This window comes from Dyadobacter tibetensis Y620-1 (genome assembly GCF_000566685.1).
Taxonomy (GTDB): Bacteria; Bacteroidota; Bacteroidia; order Cytophagales; family Spirosomataceae; genus Dyadobacter; species Dyadobacter tibetensis.
This window is the reverse complement of record NZ_AZQN01000004.1, coordinates 321415-344080: the sequence shown is the minus strand read 5'-3', so window position 1 is coordinate 344080 and position 22666 is coordinate 321415. Positions and strand designations below refer to the sequence as shown.

The following is a 22666-nucleotide window of genomic DNA, read 5'->3' as shown; positions in this document are numbered from 1 at the left end:
AGATCCGAGCTATCTTCCTTGAAAAATTCTCTTAAAAAATCGCTCCTGAGGTGGCCAGCATTGGTTTTGCGCTTCGGGCGGCTTCCGGAAAAGCCCTGCTGAAATGCCAAAATAAATGTTAAAGGCCCTAGGGTCACCGATATTAACCAGACCTGTAAGATGGTCGGTGCCAAACCAAACAGGCCCAGCCCTTCCAGCCAGCCCGATGGTAGGGGACCGGTACCGGTTCATCAGGGTAAGTGGAACGGAGAGCTGAAACCATTTATGCTCATAACGAGGCGTGATGGCCACAACCGACTCGGCCTTCATTCCGAAAGCATTGGAACGAATTAAATTCTGAACCCAGAGACCGTTGATATAAATATTAGGCTTTAGTTGATAGTCAACACTTCCCTGAAAGGCCATTGGGAGTATAGATTTGAAATTAGGGGCCACTGTGGCTCCACCATTTAAGGAGTTATTGATGGCATTAAAGATCCCCTCGGAGCCCCCTAACTTTTGGAAGTCGGAATATAAAAACTGGGTGTTGAAAGTATGGGTTTCCTGTTGGAGCAGATAATATGGGTTTTTGAAATGTATCTTGCCAATATCGGTTAAGGAAGCCGAAATCCGGTAGAGATATTTGTTTTTGGAAGCGTCTCTTTTCCTTTCTCCTCTTTCGGTATAGCTGTATTTATTGATATCGGGCCGGAACTCATACACCGCTCCGATATCGAATCCCCAGCCTCCTCCAGGGGAAGCGTTACCTAATAGCCAGCTGGGGCTGGCTTTGAAATTAGTAATTCCTTCGTCCTTGGTCATGGCGTATTTCACATGAAGCTCATTAACACCAATGAGCTCGCGAAGACCATTCCAGGCGGGGTCGGGAAGGACGGAATACGCAGAGTTTTCGATTTGGGCATGGGCATTATATAAGCCCACCAGTCGTTTGACGGTTACACCTACCTTAAGGAAATCGGTATCGCCATCGTATAGGACCCCACCTACGGTTAGGGCCACTTCCCCAAAGCCATTCATATGTAGCTGCCCTGATTGATTTCTATATATATTGCCCTGACTTTCTTCAAATTTTGTCGTTTGACTGATCAATCTGGCCATGGGTTCGGTAACCCCGGAAGTGTTAAGCAGGTAGCGTACTCTTGAAGTGATTCCGACTCCCACCTTGCCCTTATACAGACCAAACATGATAGACGGGAGTCGAAAGTCCCCACCGGCATTCAAGTATTTTTTGTTTCCATTCAGCTTTTCTTCCAGGTAAGTTCTAGGGAATTTTATCGCCCCATTAGGATTTCGATATTCGTCGGGAACCGTGCCGGTTAACAAATTCAAAAAGGAATAAGGAGCTGCATATTTCACATGATTATTGGCTGTATAAAACTGGGTTCCAATTAGGTTAGCATATACAGAAAAACGGGTATCAGAAACAAATGCAGGGTTATGGTAAAGCGAATGGGTGCCAGCATAATTGTCCAGAGAGGTGCCGGGAAGGTGCTGGGCCTGAGCTTGATATGGTATCCATAGGCCAAGTAGTATCAGCCAGCGATGATATATTTGTATGTTCAAGGTTGGGGGTGCTATTCAGTACACAATTGACTATAAATATTCTTGTTCTTCTATTCGGCCCTATCGGTTGGACATGGCATGCTTGTTATTTTTTTCTATTTACTGAGACCAAAATTTAATTAGCTTCCCGCCAGGATTCAACCTGCTGGTACTGCTTTCAACGAACGGAAATGCAATAATACTCAAAGGAAAGGTAAAGTTAAGGTTCGTTACTGGCATTACGGCCTATTAATTATTAAGTTGTGCCCAGAAAGGCCAATTCCATGTTGTGGATTTTTATTATGGAAATAAACAAAATTATTGGTTCGTAAGGAAGAAAGAATTTTATAAAATATAAATAAATTAGAGATGCCCTACCTGATAGGATGTGACATTGGGACCACCAATGTGAAAACAACTGCTTTTGATGCTGAAACAGGAGCCATATTGGGCACCAGGAGTCATGGTTACGAGATGAGCCATCCTCAGGCGGGTTGGAGCGAACAGGATCCCGAGGCTATCTATCAGGCATTATTAACCTGTATCAGACAGGTTTGTCAGCAAGATGCCAGGCATGGAGCGCTATTGGGTATATCCTTTAGCTCCGCCATGCATGGGGTGCTGGCATTGGACAGGAATGGAAAGGCCCTCACTCAACTGATAATTTGGGCGGACAATCGAAGTGCGGCTATAGCAGACAGGCTTCGCAATTCTGACACAGGACGTGAAATTTACCAGAGAAATGGCACTCCAATTCATGCTATGGCTCCGGTATGTAAGCTTATCTGGTTAAGGCAGGAGATGCCCGAACTATTCGCAAGAGCCCATAAGTTTGTCGCTATCAAGGAATATGTGATATATCGGCTAACGGGTAAATTTTTGGTAGACTATTCGATTGCCTCCGCCACAGGACTTTTCAATATACACGAAAAAAAATGGGATATATGGACCTTGGGCGAGATAGGACTGCCCATAGAGAAGCTTTCTACAGCTGTTTCGCCCTATTTCCAGCAACCATTGGAAGAAGGCAATGAGTTGGGCGTTAGTGCGGGAGTTCCTCTCATTATGGGTGCTAGTGACGGATGCTTAGCCAATTTGGGTAGCGGGTCCTATGCCTCCGATTCCATGACCGTGACCATTGGTACCAGTGCTGCTACTCGCGTGAGTGCATCGAAACCCTATCTGGATCCAAAAATGAGGACATTTTGCTATATTTTAGATGAGGAAACCTATATAGTAGGGGGTGCCTCCAATAATGGTGCCGTAATATTCGACTGGTTAAAAGATACCTTTTTTGAGGGTAGTAGCTATGAAACGGTATTTGACCAGGCGATACAAACTCCGGCCGGAGCAGATGGTTTAATGTTTTATCCGTATCTATTGGGGGAGCGAGCCCCACTGTGGAGTTCTAGCGTACGAGGGGGCTTTACGGGATTAGATATTCAACACAAAAAAGGTCATTTCGTTAGAGCCGTTATGGAAGGCGTACTGTTAAACCTCTATAATGTAGCTGAAGTATTGATTCGAAAGAATGAAGTCCAGAAGATCTATGCCAATGGGGGGTTTGCGCATAGTAACCTATGGGTGCAAATGCTGGCAGATGTATTTGGCTTACCCGTTTCCTTAAATGACACTGTAGAAACTGGAACAGTGGGCGCGGTCATGATGGCTATGAAATCCTTAGGATTGGTGCATCATTATTCTGAAATGAAACTTTTTACACCCGTTAGTGTCATGTTCGAAACCAACCTGGAGGTGCATGCAGTATACCGAAAGGCGGCCATACGTTATGACAGGGAATATGTGGCTTTTGACTCTTTTTCATAGTAAAAGGGCGGAATGAATCCGCCCTTTTACTATATTTTACCTGTTTAACCCTTTTCCTGTTTAATCAATGATACCTGCTTAGGAGTAATCATTGGTTTTTCTGATTTATTTTCCCAGGTATTCAAAATATAGTTCATGACATCGGCAATTTCTTCATCGTCGAGTCCTGGATTGGGCATCATATTGTCATATTCCACCCCGTTGACGGTAACCTTTCCCATTAGACCAAACTTGATGGCCCGAATTGCGTTTTCATGGTTTTTGGTCAGATAATCGGCTTTGGCTAGTGGCGGAAAGGTGCCTATGACGCCTTCTCCCGTCCCCATATGGCAGGAAATGCAGTTTTCGGAATATACCATCTTCCCTCTTTCTATGCTTTTAGCCAGGTCATCATTCTGAACCTGTCCTGTTTCCATCGCTATAATGGCCGAAATACCTAGAGTAGCAATCAATTTGATCATTGGTATTTAAGATTTAGGGCTGATTCTTACGATTTTTCCGGAGTTTTCAAGCACTACATAAATATTACCATCATGGCCCTGGCGTACATCACGTACCCTCCCAATTTTATCGAAAATAATTTCACGTTTTACGACCTTATTTCCTTTTAAGGTCAGGTGCTGGAGGTACATAAATTTCAGGGAGCCCACGAGTATATTTCCATTCCAATCTTTAAACTTCGGGTTGTCTACCAAGGTCATGCCACAGGGGGCGATAGAAGGCTTCCAGAATATGATGGGCTGCTCCATTCCGGCCTTTACCGAATCCTCAGAAATAATGCTGTTATCATAATCGATTCCGTAAGTGATAACTGGCCAACCGTAATTTTTCCCTTTTTCGATGATGTTCAATTCGTCTCCTCCCTGTGGGCCGTGCTCATGCTCCCATAGAACTCCCGATTTCTGATTGAAAAATAAGCCTTGAGGGTTTCTATGTCCATAAGTCCATATAGCAGGATCGGCACCTTTGGTTTTTACGAAAGGATTGTCGGTAGGCACCTTTCCATCTTCATGTATACGAATGATTTTACCTTGGTCTGCATCGAGACTTTGGGCCTTTTCTTTCTGTCCTCGCTCGCCTAAGGATAGGAAAACGTAACCCTTTTTGTCAAAAACGATTCTACCTCCGAAGTGGACATTGGCCTTAACGTTGGGAAATGCCTTGTATAAGTGCTGAATTTCAACCAACTCATGGCCTTTAAGCTTTGCACGAAGCAGGGCAGTGTTGGCCCCGCCTTCATCACCCGCCTCACCATCTTTCTTAGGGGAGGAATAGCTGATGTATATCCATCCGTTTTTGTTAAAATCTGGGTGCAAATTAATGTCTAATAGCCCTCCCTGTCCTTTATACAGGATTTCAGGAAGTCCCGTGATTTCCTGAGGATCTAGCACTCCGTTTTTTACCAACCTTAGCTTTCCTACTCGTTCGGTTACCAAAAGACTTCCGTCAGGAAGCAATGCGGATGCCCAGGGCATTTCCAGACCAGTAGCCACTGTGTCCACTTTGTAATTGGCTTCCAAGTTGGATTTTGAAATAGCTGGCTCGTCAACGGAACGAAATCCGCTTAGAGACAAGGCCGATGTCAGGGTGAGGCATCCAAGGCCAAGCCCAACGGCTGCCTTGAAAAATGTAGATGATGCGTTCATAAATTTGTTTAGATGTAGCATTAAAAAGCGATTCCAGCAAGAATCAGGTGAATCCTTGACGCAAGCCTGCGCCAAGGATTTTGGATTATTTGCTCATAGAGAACGGTGCATGCTCTTGCTTGGTTCCCCAGGTTTTAGAAGGATTGGATTGCATTTCCACTTGAAAACGTCCGCCTTTCTGAATGTCAGCATGTTCCAGGTAAGTCTTTGGGTGTGCTTTACCATTTAGGCTGGCTCCGCCAATATATAAATTTTCGGCATTATTTTTTGGTGCTTCGATCACGAATTTTTTACCATCTTCCATCGTTAAGGTAGCTTTTTTGAATAAGGGGGTGCCTATTACATACTGAGTCGTGCCTGGCGTCACCGGGTAGAAACCCAGGGACGAGAATACATACCAGGCAGAGGTCTGTCCATTATCTTCGTCTCCGCAATACCCATCAGGTGTAGGCTGATACATCCGGTTCATTACTTCTCGTAACCAATACTGAGCCTTATGGGGTGCACCGGCATAATTGTACAGATAGATCATATGCTGAATGGGCTGGTTACCATGGGCATATTGCCCCATATTCATAATCTGCATTTCTCTTATTTCATGAATAGGGAAGCCATAATAGCTATCGTCGAAAATAGGAGGGGTGCTGAAAACGGTATCTAGCTTTTGAACGAAGGCCTCTTTGCCACCCATAAGCTTCATTAGGCCATTAACGTCCTGGAATACCGACCAGGTATAATGCAGGCTATTTCCCTCGGTAAATGCGTCTCCCCATTTGTAGGGATTAAAAGGTTTTTGAAATTTTCCATCCTTATTTTTTCCACGCATCCATTTGGTCTCCGGGTCGAATAGGTTTTTATAATTCATACTCCGTTTAAGGTATAGTTCCGTTTCCGACTGAGGTTTATTCAGCGCTTTTCCGAGCTGAGCAATACAAAAGTCGGCATAGGCATATTCCAGGGTGCGGGCAGCATTTTCATTTATCTTAACATCGTAAGGTACATAACCCAGCTCATTATAGTATTCATGACCAAATCGGCCTACTGAACTTACGGGACCTGCATTTTCCGTATTTTTGAGTACGGCTTCATAAAGTTTTTCGATATCGTAACCTCTGATGCCCTTAATATAGGAATCAGCTATCAGGGATGCAGAGTTGGAGCCTATCATACAATCACGGTGACCGGGGCTGGCCCACTCAGGGAGGTAGCCACTTTCATCGTAAGCGTTTGCAAGACCTGCCATTATTTGTCCGTTTAGTGTAGGGTACATCAGAGTAAAGAAAGGAAACACTGCCCTAAAGGTATCCCAGAAGCCGTTGTCGGTAAACATATAGCCTGGTAGAACTTCTCCATTATAAGGGCTATAATGCATTATATTGTTTTGAGCATCTAATTCGTAAAATTTCCTTGGAAAAAGCATTACACGGTAAAGACTGGAATAGAAGGTACGGATATGGTCAATATTATCACCTTCCACTTTGATGCGTGACAATTCTTCATTCCAGATTGCTCTACCCTTGGCTTGGGTCTGGTCGAAGCTATCATTACCTATCTCCCGATCGAGGTTCAGTTGGGCTTGTTCATAGCTAATAAATGATGAGGCTACCTTGAGACCTATTTTTTCACCCGTTTTGGTTTTAAAACCTACTACCGCTCCAGCATGACCGGTTTGTATTTCGAGGGTATCTTTGGCCAGGGTTTTTCCATGGAATGCGGACATGAACTGGAATTCCTTGTCGAATTGAACGACAAAATAGTTTTTAAAATTGGCCGGTACTCCACCGCTGTTTTTGGTGGTATAGCCAATTATCTTTTTTTCAGAGGGAATAATCTTCACATAAGAGCCCTTATCAAAAGCATCTACGAGAATAAATGCGCTATCGGTCTTGGGGAAGGTGATTCTGAACTGCGCTGCTCGGTCAGTTGGTGTTATCTCGGTAGTTACATCATAGTCAGCCAGGTATACTTTATAGTAATGGGGTTGAGCCTTTTCCGCTTTATGGGAGAACCAGCTGGCCCTTTCTTCTTCGTCGATTCGCAGTTTGCCCGTCATGGGCAATATGGAAAATTGGCCATAATCGTTGATCCAGGGACTAGGCTGGTGCGTTTGTTTGAAGCCTCTTATTTTTTCGGCATCATACATATAACTCCATCCATTCCCCATTTTACCTGTCTGAGGCATCCAGAAATTCATACCCCAGGGTCGGGCAATGGCAGGGTAGGTGTTTCCAGCCGATAGGTTATATTTCGATTGGGTACCCATTAAAGGATTAACCAGGTCTACCGGGTCGGCATTGGTAAAGGGCGATTGGGCCTGTAAAATGCCCAGGGTTAATACATAGAAAAGTACTAAAAGAACTTTGTTCATAGCAAGGAAAATCGGTTTAGCAAATAATGGCAAATTTAAAGGTTTCTGGCGGATTTCAAGGTTTATTATTTATAAATGCGAGGAGAGACTGCCAAATTGTCAAGGCATGGTTATTTTGGTAGGAGAAGCATATATCTTTAATAATAGCAGTAGTTGCAGGCAATTTTGTATACGACTATCGTTATTAACCTTTTTTAGCTTTGAAATCATAGATCATGAATGAACATTTGAACCGACTGACTCCCCGTCAGATAGTTTTTGAACTAGATCAATATATTATCGGACAAAATGACGCCAAAAGAAATGTGGCCATAGCCCTACGTAACCGCTGGCGGCGCATGAACAGCCCCTTGGAAATACAGAATGAAATCATTCCCAATAATATTTTGATGATCGGGGCTACCGGGGTAGGTAAAACGGAAATTGCCCGTCGACTGGCCAAGGTAGCCAATGCACCATTTGTAAAAGTTGAGGCCTCTAAATTTACAGAAGTAGGTTATGTAGGAAGAGATGTGGAAAGCATGGTTCGCGATTTGGTGGAGCAGGCTGTCGGCATGGTGAAGTCCGAAAAAAAAGAAGAAGTTAAAATTAAGGCGGAACAAGCCGTTGAAGATATCATTTTAGATGCATTGATTCCTCCTGTGCACGGGTCCTCACCACAGGTGGCCAACCGTAGCCATACAGATGGTAACGATCAGCGCATGCCTGAGGACGATGCCGAGCTAAATCAGCGAACCCGTGAGCGCTTCCGTGAGAAAATTCGAAATGGCGACCTAGATGAGCGTAAAATCGATATAGAGGTTCAACAAAATAATGCACCGAATGTAGGTATGATAGGGGGAGCCATAGACGATGTTTCGATGATGAACATCCAGGAAATGATTGGTAGTATGGTCCCTCGCCGCGGTAAAAAACGCAAAGTTACCGTTTCGGAAGCCAAAAAACTCCTTCTCGATGAAGAAGCATCTAAGCTTATTGATATGGACGAGGTGAAGTCCGAAGCCATTCAGAGGGCAGAAAACCTAGGAATAATTTTTATTGATGAGATCGATAAAGTGGCGTCTAGCCGAGCCTCAGGGGGAAGCGGTCCCGATGTAAGTAGAGAAGGCGTGCAACGTGACTTACTTCCCATTGTTGAAGGGAGTGCGGTGAATACTAAACATGGTGTAATCCATACCGATCATATCCTTTTCATTGCGGCTGGTGCCTTTCATGTTGCCAAACCTTCAGATTTGATTCCGGAATTACAAGGGCGATTCCCGATTCGTGTTGAGCTTAATAGTCTGACCGAGAATGATTTCTATCAGATTCTGCAAGCGCCTAAGAATGCATTGACCAAACAGTACGAATCCATGCTGGAATCGGAAGGAGTGGAACTTGTTTTTGAAGAAAATGCGATACGGGAAATAGCGCGGATTGCCTTTGAGGTAAATAGCGAAGTAGAAAATATTGGTGCTCGTCGACTGCAAACCGTGATGAGTCATCTTCTCAACGATTTCATGTTTGATGTCCCCGACGTAATTGGGTCCGATTCTCAGATTGTAATTACAGCGGAAATGGTAAAAGAGAAACTATCTCATCTGGTTAAGAACAGGGATTTAAGTCAATATATACTATAGTGGTGCCGACAATTAAAAGAAAGGGCCTGTCTCCATTTAGTGGGGCAGGCCCTTTTTTGCTTAGCAATTAAATAGCCAGTCCAGGGCTTTTGGAAATTCTTTCCCCCAGCGCTCTTCACTATGTATGCCTTCTGGGTCTATTTCAGTTTTGATCTCAACCCTGGAATATCCAAAACCTTGGTTAACTAAGGTTTGATTTAGTTTTTCAATATTTGCAAGCATATTGTCTGTCTTTGTCTTCGGCTCTTCTTTCCCCCCTCCGTATAAATAGATTTTCGTTTCAAAAGGTTCGAAGAAATGTATGGCATCAAAATAGATACGGCTTGATATCCATAAGGTAGGTGAAAATATCATGAGACGTCCGAAGACATGGGGATACATGAGAGCTGCATAGATACTGAGGAGTCCGCCTACACTGCTTCCGCCCATCCCGGTATTCAGTCGATCTGGCAAGGTGCGGTACTGCTTGTCTATTTGCGGTTTCAAGGTTTCAGCCACAAACCGCAGAAATAGGTCACCCTGACCTTTGCCTATTTTAGGCGCATCATAGGGCGATATTTCCTGAATCCGGTCGTAGTCGTCGGCTTCATCGGCATGGTCAACAGCGACAATGATCACGTTGGCGCGATCTTGTTCGGCCAGTTTGGTAAGCTCCTGGTCTATTTGCCAGTTGCCATAAGGGGAGCCTTCTCCAAACAGATTTTGAGCGTCGGTCATATAAAGAACAGGGAAGTGCCTGTCGGGTTGCTCATAATAATGATGGGGAAGGAGCACGTGAATTTTACGACTTTTATCGAGCTGAGGAATGTAAAACTCTTCCGATAAAACTTCAATAATAGGCGAATGATCGTGTTTGATACTGGCATTCCTTTGCCAGCGTGTGATCCGGTCTTCTACATGCTCGGTGTGTTGCCACACCATGCGATTTTGTTGAGGCTGGCCATATCGATCCAGCTCGACCTGGTCCCATCCTCCACGGGTATATTTGTATTCGAAAGGGAACATGAGTTCGGCCGTTTCGGGAAAGTGCAAAATATAATGACCAGGAGAGGTTTCGGTCATCTTATAGGCTTCTACATCGGGCAACCATTTACAAAATGGTCCGGAAATATATACTGGTCTTCGGTCTGTAGCGGGGGTTATTAACTCAAAAACTAAAGTTTCTGTTAGGGTTGATGGGCTCATTTTACTTACTTACTTTTTAAAAAATAGAGTCCAATATACCATTTTTATCTTCATTTTTTTTCTAAATCGAGGAATTTGTAAGAAAATTCATTTTTATCATCTGCCGGATATTCAGCGGAGAAGGTTTCATTCCAAAGATCCAGGTCGGGCAAATGAAAATAGGTATCACCCTCTACATCAGTCATTACCCGGGTAATAAAAAGTTGGTTGCAATAGGGCAGGGCCTGCCGGTATATTTCTCCTCCGCCTATTACAAAGGCGCTTTCGGCGTCCAGAGACTTTGCACAGGCTATGGCTTCCTGCAGGGAGTAGGCCACAACCACTCCTTCAGGGTGGAAATCTTTTTGTCGGGTGATTACTATAGAGGTACGACCCGGCAGGGGTTTGCCAATAGACTCGAAGGTTTTGCGTCCCATGATCATGGGGTGACCCATGGTAAGTTGTTTAAATCTTTTCAGGTCGGCCGACAACCGCCAGATCAAGCTGTTTTCTCGCCCTATTACGCCATTTTCTGCTACGGCAACAATGATGGATAATTTCATATTTAATTTAATGTTTGCAGGTTAATCCGTTATGCACTTTTATTCCCGAATCGGAACGAACCATTGTTGAGTCAATCGGGTATTTACTGGTCCTCTTTTACATTGGGTCGGCTCCAATCTGTGGGATTAAGCCTGTTGCCTCTTAAAAAATCGTCTATGTCCATGCGCTTTTTACCTTGAAGCTGTAGATTTAATATAGACAGCCAACCATCACCGGTCTTAAAATGAAGGTAAGTTTTGTTATCCGTACGGAAAACCCCGGGTTGTGCATCACCGTTTTCTTCAAGGATTTTTGTTTTGAAAATCTTACAAGTAAGGTCACTCAGATTACACCAGGCAGCGGGATAGGGTGACAGACCCCGTATTTTGTTGTGTAAGGTTTGAGAAGTGTGGGTCCAATCTAGCTCACAAGTCTCTCTAAATATTTTTGGTGCAGGTTGCAGTGAGGAAGTTTCGTTCTGTTCTACTTGAGGATAGTGTCCTGTTTCAATGGCTTCTACAGTTCGCACGACCAATGCTGCTCCCTTATGCATCAGACGTTCGTACAGGGTGCCGGCATCATCGTCAGGCATGATATTTTCTCTGTCCTGAAAAATAATTTTCCCGGTATCTATATCTTTTTCTATGAAGAAAGTCGTTACACCTGTTACAGTTTCACCTTGTATAATGGCCCAGTTGATAGGAGCAGCCCCCCGGTACTGGGGTAGTAGGGAGCCATGTAAGTTGAAGGTCCCTAGGGGTGGCATATTCCAGACGACCTCTGGTAACATCCTGAAAGCTACCACAATCTGAAGGTCTGCCTGCAGGGAGCGCAAAGTTTCCAGGAAATCTGGAGCTTTGAGTTTTTCAGGCTGTAGCACGGTAAGTCCTGCCTGTAAAGCATAGGTTTTAACGGGGGAAGCCAGGAGTTTTTGGCCACGCCCGGCGGGTCTATCGGGAGCTGTAACGACAGCTACTACATTAGATTTTGACTCGACCAGGCTTTTCAGACTAGCCACCGCAAACTCTGGTGTACCCATAAAAACTATTCTTAGTGAATTTGACATATTATATGAATCCTTTTGAGCGTATGGTTTGTTAGCATTTACAAATATTGCTATTTTTGTTGTTCATGTTTAGAATTATGAGAAAGAATACAGAACATATGTGCCGAAATGATAAGGTTTTCTAGCCTTCTGCGATGCGTTTAATCGAACACATGTGGACGGTCTTGGAGCCGTTCTTTTTTTTTATACCCAATTGTAATTTTTTAAGACTATATAAACCATTTAATTAACCATGGCTAAATTTTCATACTATACAGAAGAAGGTTTAAATAAACTCAAGGCAGAGTTGAATGATATGAAAACCAAGGGCCGTACCGAAATCGCCAAGCAGATAGCCGAAGCCAGGGATAAAGGTGATTTGAGCGAAAATGCAGAGTATGATGCGGCCAAAGATGCACAAGGTATGCACGAAATGAAGATTGCCAAATTGGAGGAGATACTTTCTACAGCCCGGGTTATAGATGAATCCTCCATTGATACTTCCCAGGTAGCGGTCCTCTCCAAAGTGAAGATTAAGAATCGCAAGACAGGCATGGAAATGACCTATATCTTAGTGTCTGAAGAAGAAGCGGACCTAAAAGCGGGAAAGATTTCCGTTGGTTCACCCATAGGAAAAGGGCTACTCGGTAAAAAAGTTGGTGAAACAACCGAGATTAAAGTTCCTGCCGGAATTATGGAATTTGAAGTATTGGATATTAGCCGGTTGTAAACTGGTTTTTGTTTCCTTAGGCTTAACGGTTCACAATCGTCAGTTAATACTGTATATTGTGGACTGTTTTACTTTTAGACATGTCAAGATGCGCATCTCTGGTATTTTGGTGAAAATTTCGTTTCTGTGGGTGGAGGGTATGGCCCTTTATCCTTTTGTTCTTAGCCGCAGTACTGATCCTGATCCGGTTCTGCTAAATCATGAAAGGATTCATTTAAGACAACAGATTGAGATGGGTATTTTATTGTTTTATCTTTGGTACCTGATTGAATATCTGATTGGCATTATAAAGTTAAAGAGCCACTACCAAGCCTATCGGGCTATTTCGTTTGAGCGGGAGGCTTTTTTGAATGAAAAGAATTTTGAATACCTCAATGAGCGTAGGCACTGGAGTTTTCTTCGCTTTATGAAAGGATAAACTTCAATAGGAGGCACTAGAGGATAATATCATGTCATTATGATTTATAATTAGCATTCAAATAAATAACAATACGAGTATATGTCGGACAAGAGCAAAGAGTTTCTTTATAAGTATTTAAATAATGCATCACCCACCGGTTTCGAATCTACGGGGCAGCAGATATGGTTGGATTATATAAAACCATATATTGAAGAACAAATCGTAGATGTTTATGGAACTGCTGTAGGTGTAATTGGTCCGGGGCAGGACTATAAAGTGGTCATTGAGGCACATTCTGACGAGATAGCCTGGTTTGTGAATTATATTTCCGATGAGGGTTATATTTCAGTGCGTCGTAACGGAGGTTCCGATGCCTCCATCGCCCCTTCCATGCGGGTTAACCTTCACACCGCCAAAGGGGTAGTAAAGGGTGTTTTTGGGTGGCCGGCTATCCATGTTCGGGATACCTCAAAAGACCAAACACCCAAAGTTCATGAGTTATTTATAGACGTGGGAGCGGCAAATAAGGATGAAGTCCTTGGAATGGGCATACATGTAGGTACCGTAGTAACATTTGCCGATGGTCTGGACGAGCTCAACGAGAAATTCTATGTAGGCCGGGCCCTTGATAATCGTATGGGTGGTTTTATGATAGCAGAGGTTGCCCGGATGCTGCATGAAAATAATGTTAAACTCCCTTTTACCCTGTACGTGGTAAATGCCGTACAGGAAGAAATAGGGCTTAAAGGCGCAGAGATGATCTCCAGAAGACTGAAGCCAGATATCGCTATCTGTACCGATGTTACCCATGACACTCAGTCGCCCATGTACAATAAAAAAGAGCAAGGTGATCTTAAAAGTGGGGGAGGGCCCGTAATATGCTACGGTCCAGCGGTTCAGAATAACCTTCGTGACCTGTTAATTGAAGTGGCCGAGCAAAAATCTATTCCCTTTCAACGTCAGGCAGTAAGCCGTTCAACTGGTACAGATACGGACTCGTTTGCTTATTCTTCGGAAGGTGTGGCTTCGGCGTTGATATCTCTTCCTCTTAAGTACATGCATACCACGGTAGAAATGGTACATAAAGATGATGTACAAGGCGTTATACAGTTAATGTATGATGTACTGCTGAGTCTTAAAGGAAATGAAGACTTTCGGTATATTAAATAAAGTTGCTCCAGTTTTCTTAACGAGGGAATTTTTAAATCGATACTAATGGTTGTTGCGAACGCTTGGTCGCATCAGCCATTAGTCCAAGTATAAACAACCTACTATTCCTAATAGCATGCTTAATAAACTTACTATCAATCTAGGGCTGGGTTTATTGCTCCTTTTGCAGGTTCAATGCGTAGGTGCGTCGCGCCAGCAAAATGAATCCCCCGATCAATCAGATAACGTTGCCAAAGAATTGAAGACGGGTGCCGATCAGACCCAGGCTTATCTGTCGTATCTCAAAGGTAAAAGAGTCGGGGTGGTAGTCAACCAGACATCTATTATTGGGGCCACGGCACTTGTTGACAGACTGGTGGCCCTGGGTGTCAATATTAAGTATATTTTCGGTCCGGAACACGGCTTTCGGGGCACAGCCAGCAATGGGGATAAGGTGAGCGACAGCGTCGATCCCAAGACCGGAATTCCGGCAATATCTCTATATGGTAAACTGAAAAAACCTACCAAAGAGCAGATGGCCTCAATAGATTTGATGATCTTTGATATTCAAGATGTAGGTGCAAGGTTTTATACCTATATCAACACGCTCGGTCATGTTATGGAAGCCTGCGCGGAAAACCAGAAAGAATTATTGATTTTCGACCGCCCCAATCCTAACGGATTCTTAGTGGATGGCCCCATACTGGAAGATCATCTTCATTCAGGCATTGGTATGTACAAAATTCCTATTAGTCATGGCCTCACCATGGGCGAGCTAGCTCAGATGATTAACGGCGAAGGTTGGTTGCCTAATAGACTTCAATGCAAGCTGAAAATTATCAAGGTTGAGAATTATACGCACGAAAGTGCCTACGAACTTCCAATACTTCCTTCTCCTAATCTTAATACCCAGCAATCGGTTATGCTATATCCGCATATTTGCTGGTTCGAAGGTACAATTATTAGCCAGGGAAGGGGCACCTATATGCCCTTTACCATTCTGGGAGCCCCTTTGCTTAAGGGAAAGTATGATTTTGCTTTCACGCCAGTCAGTATAAAGGGTATGAGCGAAAGCCCTCTGCATATGAATGAGCTCTGTTACGGACTGGACCTAAGGAATTTTGATATGACAGAAATCCGTAAAAGTGGTAAAATACATTTAGGATGGCTGATGGAAATGTATCGCAACTACCCTGTAAAAGATAAGTTTTTCGATAAGAGTCAAAGTCGGCAGATGGGCGATTTTGATAAGCTGGCAGGAACAGAAAACTTGAGAAAGCAAGTTATAGCAGGCCTGTCGGAAGCTGAAATACGTCAAAGTTGGGAGCCAGGATTAAGTCAGTACAAAGCCCTAAGGAAAAAATACCTGCTCTATCCATAATATTTTAATGCTAAATGAAAGGCAAATAATGGGGTCTGGCCATACTAATCGTAATTCGGGTTAGTATAGCCAGACTTTTTTTATGTGACTGGTAAAGTAAGCTTCCAGCCATACTAGGTCGGAAAAGGAGAAATTTTCGCCTCTGCTTCTGGGTTTTACCCGCCTGACAAGGATAAAAGGAGCAGCGATCCAGGAATATGTTATATAGGCAGCCTACAAATAAAACATCCTCAGTGAAATTACTCCGAGGATGTAAGGAATTACTCAACGATATTATGCTTTGACCTATCAATGCGTCGATAAGCGAAAAGTCCGAAGTATCATCTAGCCCTTTTTTACGGGGTAGCTTAGTGTATAATCTGCGTATATATAACTAAACGGGGTGTGTTCGATAGAACATACGACAGAATTAGACGTATAGATTGAAACAGCGAATAAATTTTTATAAAAAAACATGTTTTAGATATTCCAAAGGTAAGTAGGGCTTAAAAAGTATGTGATTGGCCCATTTATTCCTGGTCCATAACTGTTCATGCCGACTACTGCACTAAGAAAAAGTGTTGAGCTTACCCAACAGTTCCGAACGATTATCTGCGGTGATAGGGATCTCTATCTCACCTATCATCAAATGAATATAGTTGATAGCCGTTATAGCGTTCAGATTGACAATAAACGACTTGTGAGTCCTGAAAAATTGATTGTCTGGCAATTGTTGAATCATATTTTTCAAGGTTTCACGAATGGTGTATTTCTTATCGGGGGTGTGCAATTCCAGGTAATTGTCGTCGCTACGAATGTATAAAATCTCATTGAGAAAAATTTTGGTAAACACATTTTTCTCCTTGATGAACAGTGCGTCCTGAATTACAATCGACTCTTCGTTTCGTTCTTCCGACTCATTCTTCCCGGCTATATTGTCTTTATAATTCTTAAGTGCCAGACTCACTGCCGTATAGACTGAAATATTCTTAAATGGTTTGTTCAAGAAGGCATTCGGGGAGGTATTGAGTGCGGCATTTACGATAGGAAGTTCCTCGTGGCTCGTAAGAAAGATAAAAGGAAAATTGAAGTTCTGTCGAATATATTCTGCAACGTCGATACCTGTACGGTAGCCTCCCAAACTAATATCGAGCAATGCGAGGTGCACTATTTGATCTTTTAATATGTCGATTGCCTGAACATAATCCCCAGCCAGGAAAATACTCTCATAGCCAAATCCTCTTAATGTATACTGCAGATGCTTGGCAATGACAGCTTCGTCTTCAACGATTAATATATTCATCTTAGTCGGTAACCTATTCTTTATTTTTACCAAAAAACGTTCACTCAAAGATGCGAATACGCCCTTATCTACGGGAATACTTGCGAATATTATCAATAAAACGCCAGTAATAAATTAAATAATTATTTGTAGAGGGTTTTGCGGTATCAATCCGAATTAAACGAGGTATAAGGCCCAAATATAGTCGATAAATATCTAAGATCGAGTAAAAAACCTTTTGTTTATTGTAAAAATGCCACTGACAATCAAAAGACCAATAAAAAAATATAGGCTAAGAAATGGGTTGTAATAGACAATAGCAATCAGACATAAGGCCGACAGGATAAGGGCGATAGCCGGGAAATAGGGGTAGAAAGGAGCAATAAAGGGCCGATCCATATTTGGTTCTTTCAGACGGAGTACAAATAATGCTACCATACTGATCATATACATAACAATAGCTCCAAGAGCGGCAACTACGATAACCTGGTCCGTTTGCCCAAGTATTAAGGCAGCACAGCCTACAGCCCCCCCTGCTAGTAGGGCCCAGTGTGGGGTTTGGTATCGTTTATTAACGATTCCGAGGAAACGTGGGAGATAACCCGCCCTGGCCAATGCATAGATTTGTCGGGAGTATCCAATTATGGTTCCATGAAAAGAAGCTACCAAACCAAATAAACCTAGGCTGGCAAATAGGTGAGTCCAGCTATTATCGCTTCCTAAGACAATGGCCAAGGCTGCAGGAAGGGGATAGTCGATCTGACTAAGGGTGCTCCAATGTGTAATTCCTCCTGTAACAATCATCACCCCCAGGGCCAGAAATACTAAGGTCAGAATGCCATAAATATATCCTAGAGATATGGTTCTTCTTGGGTCTTCTACCTCTTCTGCTACCATAGCCACACCCTCTATAGCCAGGTAGAACCAAATGGCAAAGGGCAAGGCAGCAAATACACCAGGCCATCCAAAAGGCATGGGATCTGTCACAAAAGTTTCGTATGAAAAATGAGGAGCCACGATACCAATATATACAAGCAATTCGATTACAGCCAGTATTGTGATGAGCAGTGAAAAGGTTGCCGACTCTTTGATTCCCAGTAAATTTATTCCTATAAAGATCACATAACAGCTTAAGGCCACATGTAAAACACTCAAGGAAGGGTACAGGAAGTGGGTGTAACTTCCCAGAGCGAAGGCGATGGCTGGAGGAGCAATCAAAAATTCGACCAAGGTTGCGTAGCCGGCTATGAGTCCTCCCCACCAGCCAAAGGCTCTATGGGCATAGGCAAAGGGGCCGCCCGCCTGTGGTATGGAGGTGGTAAGCTCCGTAAAACTATAGATAAAGGTAATATAGAGAACGGTAACGATCAGAGTGGCAATCAGGAAACCTACTGTTCCTGAAACGCCCCAACCGTAATTCCATCCAAAATATTCTCCAGAAATAACGAGTCCAACTGCAATGGCCCAAAGGTGAATAGGTTTTAAAACTTTTTTTAATGACGAATTAGTTTCTTGGGACATGTAGGACTAACAGTTAGGGTTAAAGAAATAATTATTAATCTTTAGGCGCGGTGCGTAAATAGTCACCCAGTTCGATGACACGGTCGGTATTCAGATAATCGACTTGCAATTCCATGAGCTTTCTCCAAGTGTTAATATTATCTGGGGCAGCCCAGAAGCGTATGGGCTTCCCTTTGAGGTGCACCTGTTCCACGGTTCTGGCAATCCTACGTCGGTCTTTCCGGGTCATATCACCTTCCCCATTCCAGTGCGAGTAGTTTTTGAAATTTTGACTGATTAATGCAAGTCTCATTAATTGATACTTCGTGTAAGACATATCGGGCCTTCCATCAAAATAAAAATATAGCGGATATTCCTTAAAGCTAGCCGGGTGGGGAATATTTCCCGTGATGACAACCCTCAGGGGGCCATGAGGAGCCAAATATTTCTCCATGGGGCCCAATGCTTCCTTAAGTGCTTCCATACTAGCCTTAGTCTCCGATTTCAAATCGATCATTAACTGTAGGGAGGTTCGTCCGTCCTTTATCCATTGATCACCCTTTATTAATTTGCTCAATGGCTTCAGATAGAGGTTGTCGAGTCGCTTGTCGTCATCGATCTGGGAGCTGTCGTGAGCAACATATAATTGGCCGTTATGCAGCACTAGGTCGATTTCGATTGAACCGAAACCTTGACGGTAGGCTTCCCAGAAAGGTTCGGCCCGGAGGTAGTCGTTATGTGAATGAGCTTGCAGAGGAGTATATGACTGGATGCTCTGAGCGGTGACACTCCCCAGTAGTAATAGGGGAAAACATAACAAACCAAGCGTAACGGAATAAAAGCGCATCTTTCTGGTGTGATTGTAGATGGTAAAGTTAACAGTATTTTGGAATTATGGAAATCCATGGAAAGTAGATTGGTCTTCGTGCTCCCCAATATTTTAGAATAATTTCAATTTTTTTGTTGCTCAGCAGAATATTCTATGGGTTAGTTGTTGACGTATATTAGTTAAATTCAGCATTTTTGCTTTTTAAAGCAAGACTGGTTCAATAATTTACTTACATTTAGGCCCTTATCGCTTAACTTTTTTAGCATCAAGAAATCACATATAGATGAAACCAAATACCTCCTTATTTCGCAAAAAGTCAGTTGATCAGATCCTTAAGGATGCCCATAATTCGGAGGGAGGGTTGGAGAAGGTTTTAGGAGTTCGCGATTTGGTGTCTCTGGGTATCGCCGCCATTGTTGGTGCAGGAATTTTCAGCACGATTGGGCTAGCCAGTTTTAACGGTGGTCCTGCGGTATCCTTACTTTTCGTTTTTACGGCAATCGCTTGCGTATTTACGGCCTTGTCTTATGCACAATTTGCCAGTACCGTACCGGTTTCGGGAAGCGCCTATACCTATGCATATGTAGCCTTTGGGGAGTTTTTTGCCTGGATCATCGGTTGGGCTCTTATCCTGGAGTATGCCGTTTCTAATATGGTCGTAGCCATTTCCTGGTCGGAGTACTTCGTAAGTATGCTCTCAGGTTTTGGGATTCATATACCGGGCTATCTGACCATGGATCCAGGCTCCGCTTCAGAAGCCTTTTCCAAAATGCAGGAGCTGGGTATGCAAGCACTATCCAGTAGTGAGCAATATGCCGCATTGGCTTATCAAGAGGCTCCAAGGCTTGGTGGCATGCCCATTATTTTAGATCTACCGGCCGGCATTATCACAGGCCTGGTTACCTGGCTGGTTTATCTGGGAATCAAGGAGTCTCGGACGGCCTCTAACTTTATGGTCGTCTTAAAGATTGGCGTGGTACTTCTGGTAATTTGTGCAGGTGCATTCTACGTGAAACCTGAGAACTGGTCTCCTTTTGCTCCCAATGGTGTAAAAGGGGTGCTTAGTGGGGTGGCCGCAGTTTTCTTCGCCTTTATAGGCTTCGATTCTATTTCTACTACAGCGGAAGAATGTAAGGATCCTCAGCGCGATATGCCCAAAGCCATGATATACTGTCTGATCATTTGTACCGTATTATACGTACTCATAACCCTGGTCTTAACGGGAATGGTCAATTATAAAGAACTGAACGTTAACGATCCTCTGGCTTTCGTATTTGAATATGTCGGGTTAGATTTTATGGCTGGTTTGATCTCAGTAAGCTCGGTGATCGCTATTACGAGTGCGCTACTGGTATATCAGCTTGGCCAGCCTAGAATATGGATGACCATGAGTCGCGACGGCTTGCTATGGAAAAAGTTTTCTAAAATTCATCCTAAGTACCATACTCCGTCCTTTGCTACCATTGTTACCGGATTCGTAGTGGCCATTCCAGCTCTCTTCTTCAAAATGGACTTTTTTGTAGACTTAACTAGTGTGGGGACATTCTTTGCCTTTATCCTGGTTTGTGGAGGGGTTCTCTATTTAGACCACACCGGACTATCTGCAAAATCGAAGTTTAGGGTTCCTTATATCAATGGGAAATATTTGGTAGGTATTTTGTTGGTGGCGGCGGTAATGGCCTTATTCTTCTATGGTCAGGACACACTAAAAGAATGGAGTGAACTCACCATCATGGATGTCATTGAGCATAAATTATTAACGATAGTTTTCTGGATTACCTGGATCGTATTATCAGTTCTCAGTTTCAAATTCCGTTTTTCTTTACTCCCTGTGGCCGGTATTTTAACTAACCTCTATCTGATGACTGAACTGGGATCTTCCAACTGGTTTATCTTTTTGATATGGTTGCTTATTGGTTTGATAATTTATTTTGCCTACGGATATAGGAAAAGTAAACTGGCTCAATAAGTCAACACTTCACTATATCGGTACGACTTTCAGTTTAATGGCATATTCTTTGGCCGGGACAAAGCTGTCAGTTTTTGGCGGAGGAACTACTCCCAGTAAAATGAACTGGTAGTTTTGGTCTCCAAATGAAGTGGTGAGGGTATCTGAAAATCGATAGTCTGAAGTTCCCGACATATCGCATGGGCCTATACAGAGTTCTATTTGTTTGCGGATGATTCCTTCTGTGCTGGCTCCGGTGAGCTCCAGCCCAACCGTAGCATTCCCTGCCCAAAAGCAATTAACCCCGTCTGGACAGCGACTGTCGGTAAGGCTCGAGAACCTTACCCTGGCTAAAGGAATGTCATTGATAATTCTGCTTTCCCGGTAATGTAACCAATCATCAGTATGCTTATCTATAGATGGACCCGTGCATGCTACTATCGTTAAGTTGAGAAGCACTAGGGCCTTTTTGAGTTTTACTGTCATATGTTCTCCGGCTTAGACCCAAGTGACACTAAAAATCTTGTATAGGTTGTAAATTTTCAGTGATAAATTACAATTCGATTAATAAAGTAGTGCTTGTACTTCTCTGTGAACGAACTTTAATCTGTCCGCCAAATTACTTGATAATTTGGCGGACAGACTTATTCCGATTTCCGACCCGCTGTAGTAAATTGGGGTGAGCGGATTCATCATCTCATGTCTGAGTATACCTGACAAATTTTACGAGACAGTTTCCTCCTGCAGGGCAATCATCTTTCTTTATGATACCTTGTATAATTCCTGCTGAATATCCTGAAGAGAAAACTGCTCCAGGGATTGCAGTTTGTAATGAGCAAGATCAAATTTTTTGTCATGGTAAGCCTCCTGGGCTGGTACTGAAATAGTGATCATCCCCGCGGAATGTGCCGATTGCAGTCCAGCGAAAGAATCTTCAAAAGCCAAACATTGGGCAGGTGGTAAGCCGAGTTTTTGAGCAGTAGTCAAGTACACGGCCGGATGCGGCTTGGTGAAAGCCTCTAAGGTGCCCGAGTGCCATACCTGAAAATAGTCTCTGATATTCAGACGATCCAGAACTCCTTCTATGAGTTCCATATGTGAAGCAGAAGCTACGGCTAGCTTTATACCTTTCTGATGTAATTTTTTAAGAAGCTCTAAGGCCCCGGGCATAGGCAGAGCTTTTTCTAGAATATGATGGTGCGCGTAGTTCAGGATTTCCTTTTCCATTTCCTCAAAAGTAGGCGTATTCCAGGGTTGTATTTTGTGGCAATACTCAAGAAATAACTTGCAGGCCAATCCTGTCGTCTGGCGTTGAACTTCTTGGGTTAGATCAAAATTTATTTTCTGCATGGTCAGTTTAGCAGCTTCTACCCATATTGGTTCGGAGTCGATCAACAGTCCATCCATATCAAATATTGCAGCTTTTATCATGAATGAAGGAATTAAAAATACTGAATTTAATACTAGAGATGAGTCGCCGGAGGCCATATCCAGTTTGCTCAGGGCAAATATCTTCTTGAGCAGAGATGTTGATTACGGATTATCCGCCGGCTAGATTTTTTTATCTTTTCAAATCTACTACTTTAGCGGATAGGAATGGCAGAGATAAATAGTAAAATAGCTCAAAGGCATTTATAGAACCCAAAGAGCATAGCCCTTCCTACTAAAACTGCTATATTTCTTAAAAGAGTCTGGACAGGGATGGCCCTCAGGA

General features: G+C 43.2%; 19 protein-coding genes. 7 read left to right on the top strand and 12 right to left on the bottom strand.

What is annotated here, in order from left to right:
* Nucleotides 1-9: 9 nt before the first annotated feature.
* Nucleotides 10-1563 (bottom strand): DUF5723 family protein, encoded by a 1554-nt coding sequence (locus tag X939_RS0113305; protein WP_025763771.1) that lies wholly within the window; start codon nucleotides 1561-1563, stop codon nucleotides 10-12.
* A gap of 348 nt (nucleotides 1564-1911) precedes the next feature.
* Here X939_RS0113305 and X939_RS0113300 point away from each other — a divergent pair, with 348 nt between their 5' ends.
* The gene (locus X939_RS0113300) at nucleotides 1912-3369 is read left to right on the top strand and encodes a gluconokinase (protein WP_025763770.1); all 1458 of its coding nucleotides are present in this window, start codon (nucleotides 1912-1914) and stop codon (nucleotides 3367-3369) included.
* A 44-nt stretch (nucleotides 3370-3413) separates the two neighbouring features.
* Here the strand turns inward: X939_RS0113300 and X939_RS0113295 are convergent, their stop codons facing one another.
* The 3 genes from X939_RS0113295 to X939_RS0113285 all read right to left on the bottom strand — a co-directional run bounded on the left by X939_RS0113295 (nucleotide 3414) and on the right by X939_RS0113285 (nucleotide 7383).
* Nucleotides 3414-3830, bottom strand: a complete 417-nt coding sequence (locus X939_RS0113295) for a c-type cytochrome (protein ID WP_084299475.1) — start codon at nucleotides 3828-3830, stop codon at nucleotides 3414-3416.
* A gap of 6 nt (nucleotides 3831-3836) precedes the next feature.
* Nucleotides 3837-5015 (bottom strand): PQQ-dependent sugar dehydrogenase, encoded by a 1179-nt coding sequence (locus X939_RS0113290; RefSeq protein WP_025763768.1) that lies wholly within the window; start codon nucleotides 5013-5015, stop codon nucleotides 3837-3839.
* A gap of 85 nt (nucleotides 5016-5100) precedes the next feature.
* Nucleotides 5101-7383, bottom strand: coding sequence for a GH92 family glycosyl hydrolase (locus X939_RS0113285; protein ID WP_025763767.1), 2283 nt, complete (start codon nucleotides 7381-7383; stop codon nucleotides 5101-5103).
* A gap of 215 nt (nucleotides 7384-7598) precedes the next feature.
* On the opposite strand from X939_RS0113285, the gene hslU reads away from it, so the two are divergent.
* A complete protein-coding gene (gene hslU / locus X939_RS0113280) occupies nucleotides 7599-9002 on the top strand; it encodes an ATP-dependent protease ATPase subunit HslU (protein ID WP_025763766.1) in 1404 nt (467 codons plus the stop codon).
* 60 nt (nucleotides 9003-9062) lie between these two features.
* On the opposite strand, the gene X939_RS0113275 is transcribed toward hslU, so the two are convergent.
* The 3 genes from X939_RS0113275 to fmt all read right to left on the bottom strand — a co-directional run bounded on the left by X939_RS0113275 (nucleotide 9063) and on the right by fmt (nucleotide 11775).
* Nucleotides 9063-10187 carry an alpha/beta hydrolase gene (locus tag X939_RS0113275; RefSeq protein ID WP_025763765.1) on the bottom strand — a complete coding sequence of 375 codons (1125 nt, stop codon included), beginning with the start codon at nucleotides 10185-10187 and terminating at the stop codon, nucleotides 9063-9065.
* A 50-nt stretch (nucleotides 10188-10237) separates the two neighbouring features.
* Nucleotides 10238-10729 carry a dihydrofolate reductase gene (locus tag X939_RS0113270; RefSeq protein WP_025763764.1) on the bottom strand — a complete coding sequence of 164 codons (492 nt, stop codon included), beginning with the start codon at nucleotides 10727-10729 and terminating at the stop codon, nucleotides 10238-10240.
* 83 nt (nucleotides 10730-10812) lie between these two features.
* Nucleotides 10813-11775 (bottom strand): methionyl-tRNA formyltransferase, encoded by a 963-nt coding sequence (gene fmt / locus X939_RS0113265; RefSeq protein ID WP_025763763.1) that lies wholly within the window; start codon nucleotides 11773-11775, stop codon nucleotides 10813-10815.
* 232 nt (nucleotides 11776-12007) lie between these two features.
* On the opposite strand from fmt, the gene greA reads away from it, so the two are divergent.
* From greA to X939_RS0113245, 4 genes are all read left to right on the top strand, one after another.
* Nucleotides 12008-12484, top strand: coding sequence for a transcription elongation factor GreA (gene greA, locus X939_RS0113260; RefSeq protein ID WP_025763762.1), 477 nt, complete (start codon nucleotides 12008-12010; stop codon nucleotides 12482-12484).
* An 88-nt stretch (nucleotides 12485-12572) separates the two neighbouring features.
* On the top strand, nucleotides 12573-12902 hold the full coding sequence (locus X939_RS0113255) for a hypothetical protein (RefSeq protein WP_044199389.1): 330 nt from the start codon (nucleotides 12573-12575) through the stop codon (nucleotides 12900-12902).
* Nucleotides 12903-12983: 81 nt separating this feature from the next.
* Nucleotides 12984-14054: a M20/M25/M40 family metallo-hydrolase gene (locus X939_RS0113250; RefSeq protein ID WP_025763760.1), complete on the top strand. Its 1071-nt coding sequence runs from the start codon at nucleotides 12984-12986 to the stop codon at nucleotides 14052-14054.
* 115 nt (nucleotides 14055-14169) lie between these two features.
* Nucleotides 14170-15414, top strand: a complete 1245-nt coding sequence (locus tag X939_RS0113245) for an exo-beta-N-acetylmuramidase NamZ family protein (RefSeq protein WP_025763759.1) — start codon at nucleotides 14170-14172, stop codon at nucleotides 15412-15414.
* A 547-nt stretch (nucleotides 15415-15961) separates the two neighbouring features.
* Here the strand turns inward: X939_RS0113245 and X939_RS0113240 are convergent.
* The 3 genes from X939_RS0113240 to X939_RS0113230 all read right to left on the bottom strand — a co-directional run bounded on the left by X939_RS0113240 (nucleotide 15962) and on the right by X939_RS0113230 (nucleotide 19022).
* Complete coding sequence (locus X939_RS0113240; protein WP_025763758.1) at nucleotides 15962-16696, bottom strand: LytR/AlgR family response regulator transcription factor; 735 nt, start codon at nucleotides 16694-16696, stop codon at nucleotides 15962-15964.
* Nucleotides 16697-16891: 195 nt separating this feature from the next.
* On the bottom strand, nucleotides 16892-18196 hold the full coding sequence (eat, locus tag X939_RS0113235; protein WP_025763757.1) for an ethanolamine permease: 1305 nt from the start codon (nucleotides 18194-18196) through the stop codon (nucleotides 16892-16894).
* A 34-nt stretch (nucleotides 18197-18230) separates the two neighbouring features.
* A complete protein-coding gene (locus X939_RS0113230) occupies nucleotides 18231-19022 on the bottom strand; it encodes a phosphatidylinositol-specific phospholipase C/glycerophosphodiester phosphodiesterase family protein (RefSeq protein ID WP_025763756.1) in 792 nt (263 codons plus the stop codon).
* Nucleotides 19023-19287: 265 nt separating this feature from the next.
* On the opposite strand from X939_RS0113230, the gene X939_RS0113225 reads away from it, so the two are divergent.
* Nucleotides 19288-20973 carry an amino acid permease gene (locus tag X939_RS0113225; RefSeq protein ID WP_025763755.1) on the top strand — a complete coding sequence of 562 codons (1686 nt, stop codon included), beginning with the start codon at nucleotides 19288-19290 and terminating at the stop codon, nucleotides 20971-20973.
* A 12-nt stretch (nucleotides 20974-20985) separates the two neighbouring features.
* Here the strand turns inward: X939_RS0113225 and X939_RS22425 are convergent, their stop codons facing one another.
* Complete coding sequence (locus tag X939_RS22425; protein WP_025763754.1) at nucleotides 20986-21438, bottom strand: hypothetical protein; 453 nt, start codon at nucleotides 21436-21438, stop codon at nucleotides 20986-20988.
* 276 nt (nucleotides 21439-21714) lie between these two features.
* Nucleotides 21715-22383 carry a hexitol phosphatase HxpB gene (gene hxpB / locus X939_RS0113215; protein ID WP_025763753.1) on the bottom strand — a complete coding sequence of 223 codons (669 nt, stop codon included), beginning with the start codon at nucleotides 22381-22383 and terminating at the stop codon, nucleotides 21715-21717.
* Nucleotides 22384-22666: the final 283 nt, after the last annotated feature.

Coding starts and splice junctions, on each gene's coding strand:
- hslU (WP_025763766.1), top strand. CDS start 7,599: ATGAATGAACATTTGAACCGACTGACTCCCCGTCAGATAGTTTTTGAA.
- X939_RS0113225 (WP_025763755.1), top strand. CDS start 19,288: ATGAAACCAAATACCTCCTTATTTCGCAAAAAGTCAGTTGATCAGATC.
- X939_RS0113250 (WP_025763760.1), top strand. CDS start 12,984: ATGTCGGACAAGAGCAAAGAGTTTCTTTATAAGTATTTAAATAATGCA.
- X939_RS0113270 (WP_025763764.1), bottom strand. CDS start 10,729: ATGAAATTATCCATCATTGTTGCCGTAGCAGAAAATGGCGTAATAGGG.
- X939_RS0113255 (WP_044199389.1), top strand. CDS start 12,573: ATGCGCATCTCTGGTATTTTGGTGAAAATTTCGTTTCTGTGGGTGGAG.
- X939_RS0113245 (WP_025763759.1), top strand. CDS start 14,170: ATGCTTAATAAACTTACTATCAATCTAGGGCTGGGTTTATTGCTCCTT.
- X939_RS0113275 (WP_025763765.1), bottom strand. CDS start 10,187: ATGAGCCCATCAACCCTAACAGAAACTTTAGTTTTTGAGTTAATAACC.
- greA (WP_025763762.1), top strand. CDS start 12,008: ATGGCTAAATTTTCATACTATACAGAAGAAGGTTTAAATAAACTCAAG.
- X939_RS0113240 (WP_025763758.1), bottom strand. CDS start 16,696: ATGAATATATTAATCGTTGAAGACGAAGCTGTCATTGCCAAGCATCTG.
- X939_RS0113290 (WP_025763768.1), bottom strand. CDS start 5,015: ATGAACGCATCATCTACATTTTTCAAGGCAGCCGTTGGGCTTGGCCTT.
- X939_RS0113285 (WP_025763767.1), bottom strand. CDS start 7,383: ATGAACAAAGTTCTTTTAGTACTTTTCTATGTATTAACCCTGGGCATT.
- X939_RS22425 (WP_025763754.1), bottom strand. CDS start 21,438: ATGACAGTAAAACTCAAAAAGGCCCTAGTGCTTCTCAACTTAACGATA.
- X939_RS0113300 (WP_025763770.1), top strand. CDS start 1,912: ATGCCCTACCTGATAGGATGTGACATTGGGACCACCAATGTGAAAACA.
- eat (WP_025763757.1), bottom strand. CDS start 18,196: ATGTCCCAAGAAACTAATTCGTCATTAAAAAAAGTTTTAAAACCTATT.
- hxpB (WP_025763753.1), bottom strand. CDS start 22,383: ATGATAAAAGCTGCAATATTTGATATGGATGGACTGTTGATCGACTCC.
- X939_RS0113230 (WP_025763756.1), bottom strand. CDS start 19,022: ATGCGCTTTTATTCCGTTACGCTTGGTTTGTTATGTTTTCCCCTATTA.
- X939_RS0113295 (WP_084299475.1), bottom strand. CDS start 3,830: ATGATCAAATTGATTGCTACTCTAGGTATTTCGGCCATTATAGCGATG.
- fmt (WP_025763763.1), bottom strand. CDS start 11,775: ATGTCAAATTCACTAAGAATAGTTTTTATGGGTACACCAGAGTTTGCG.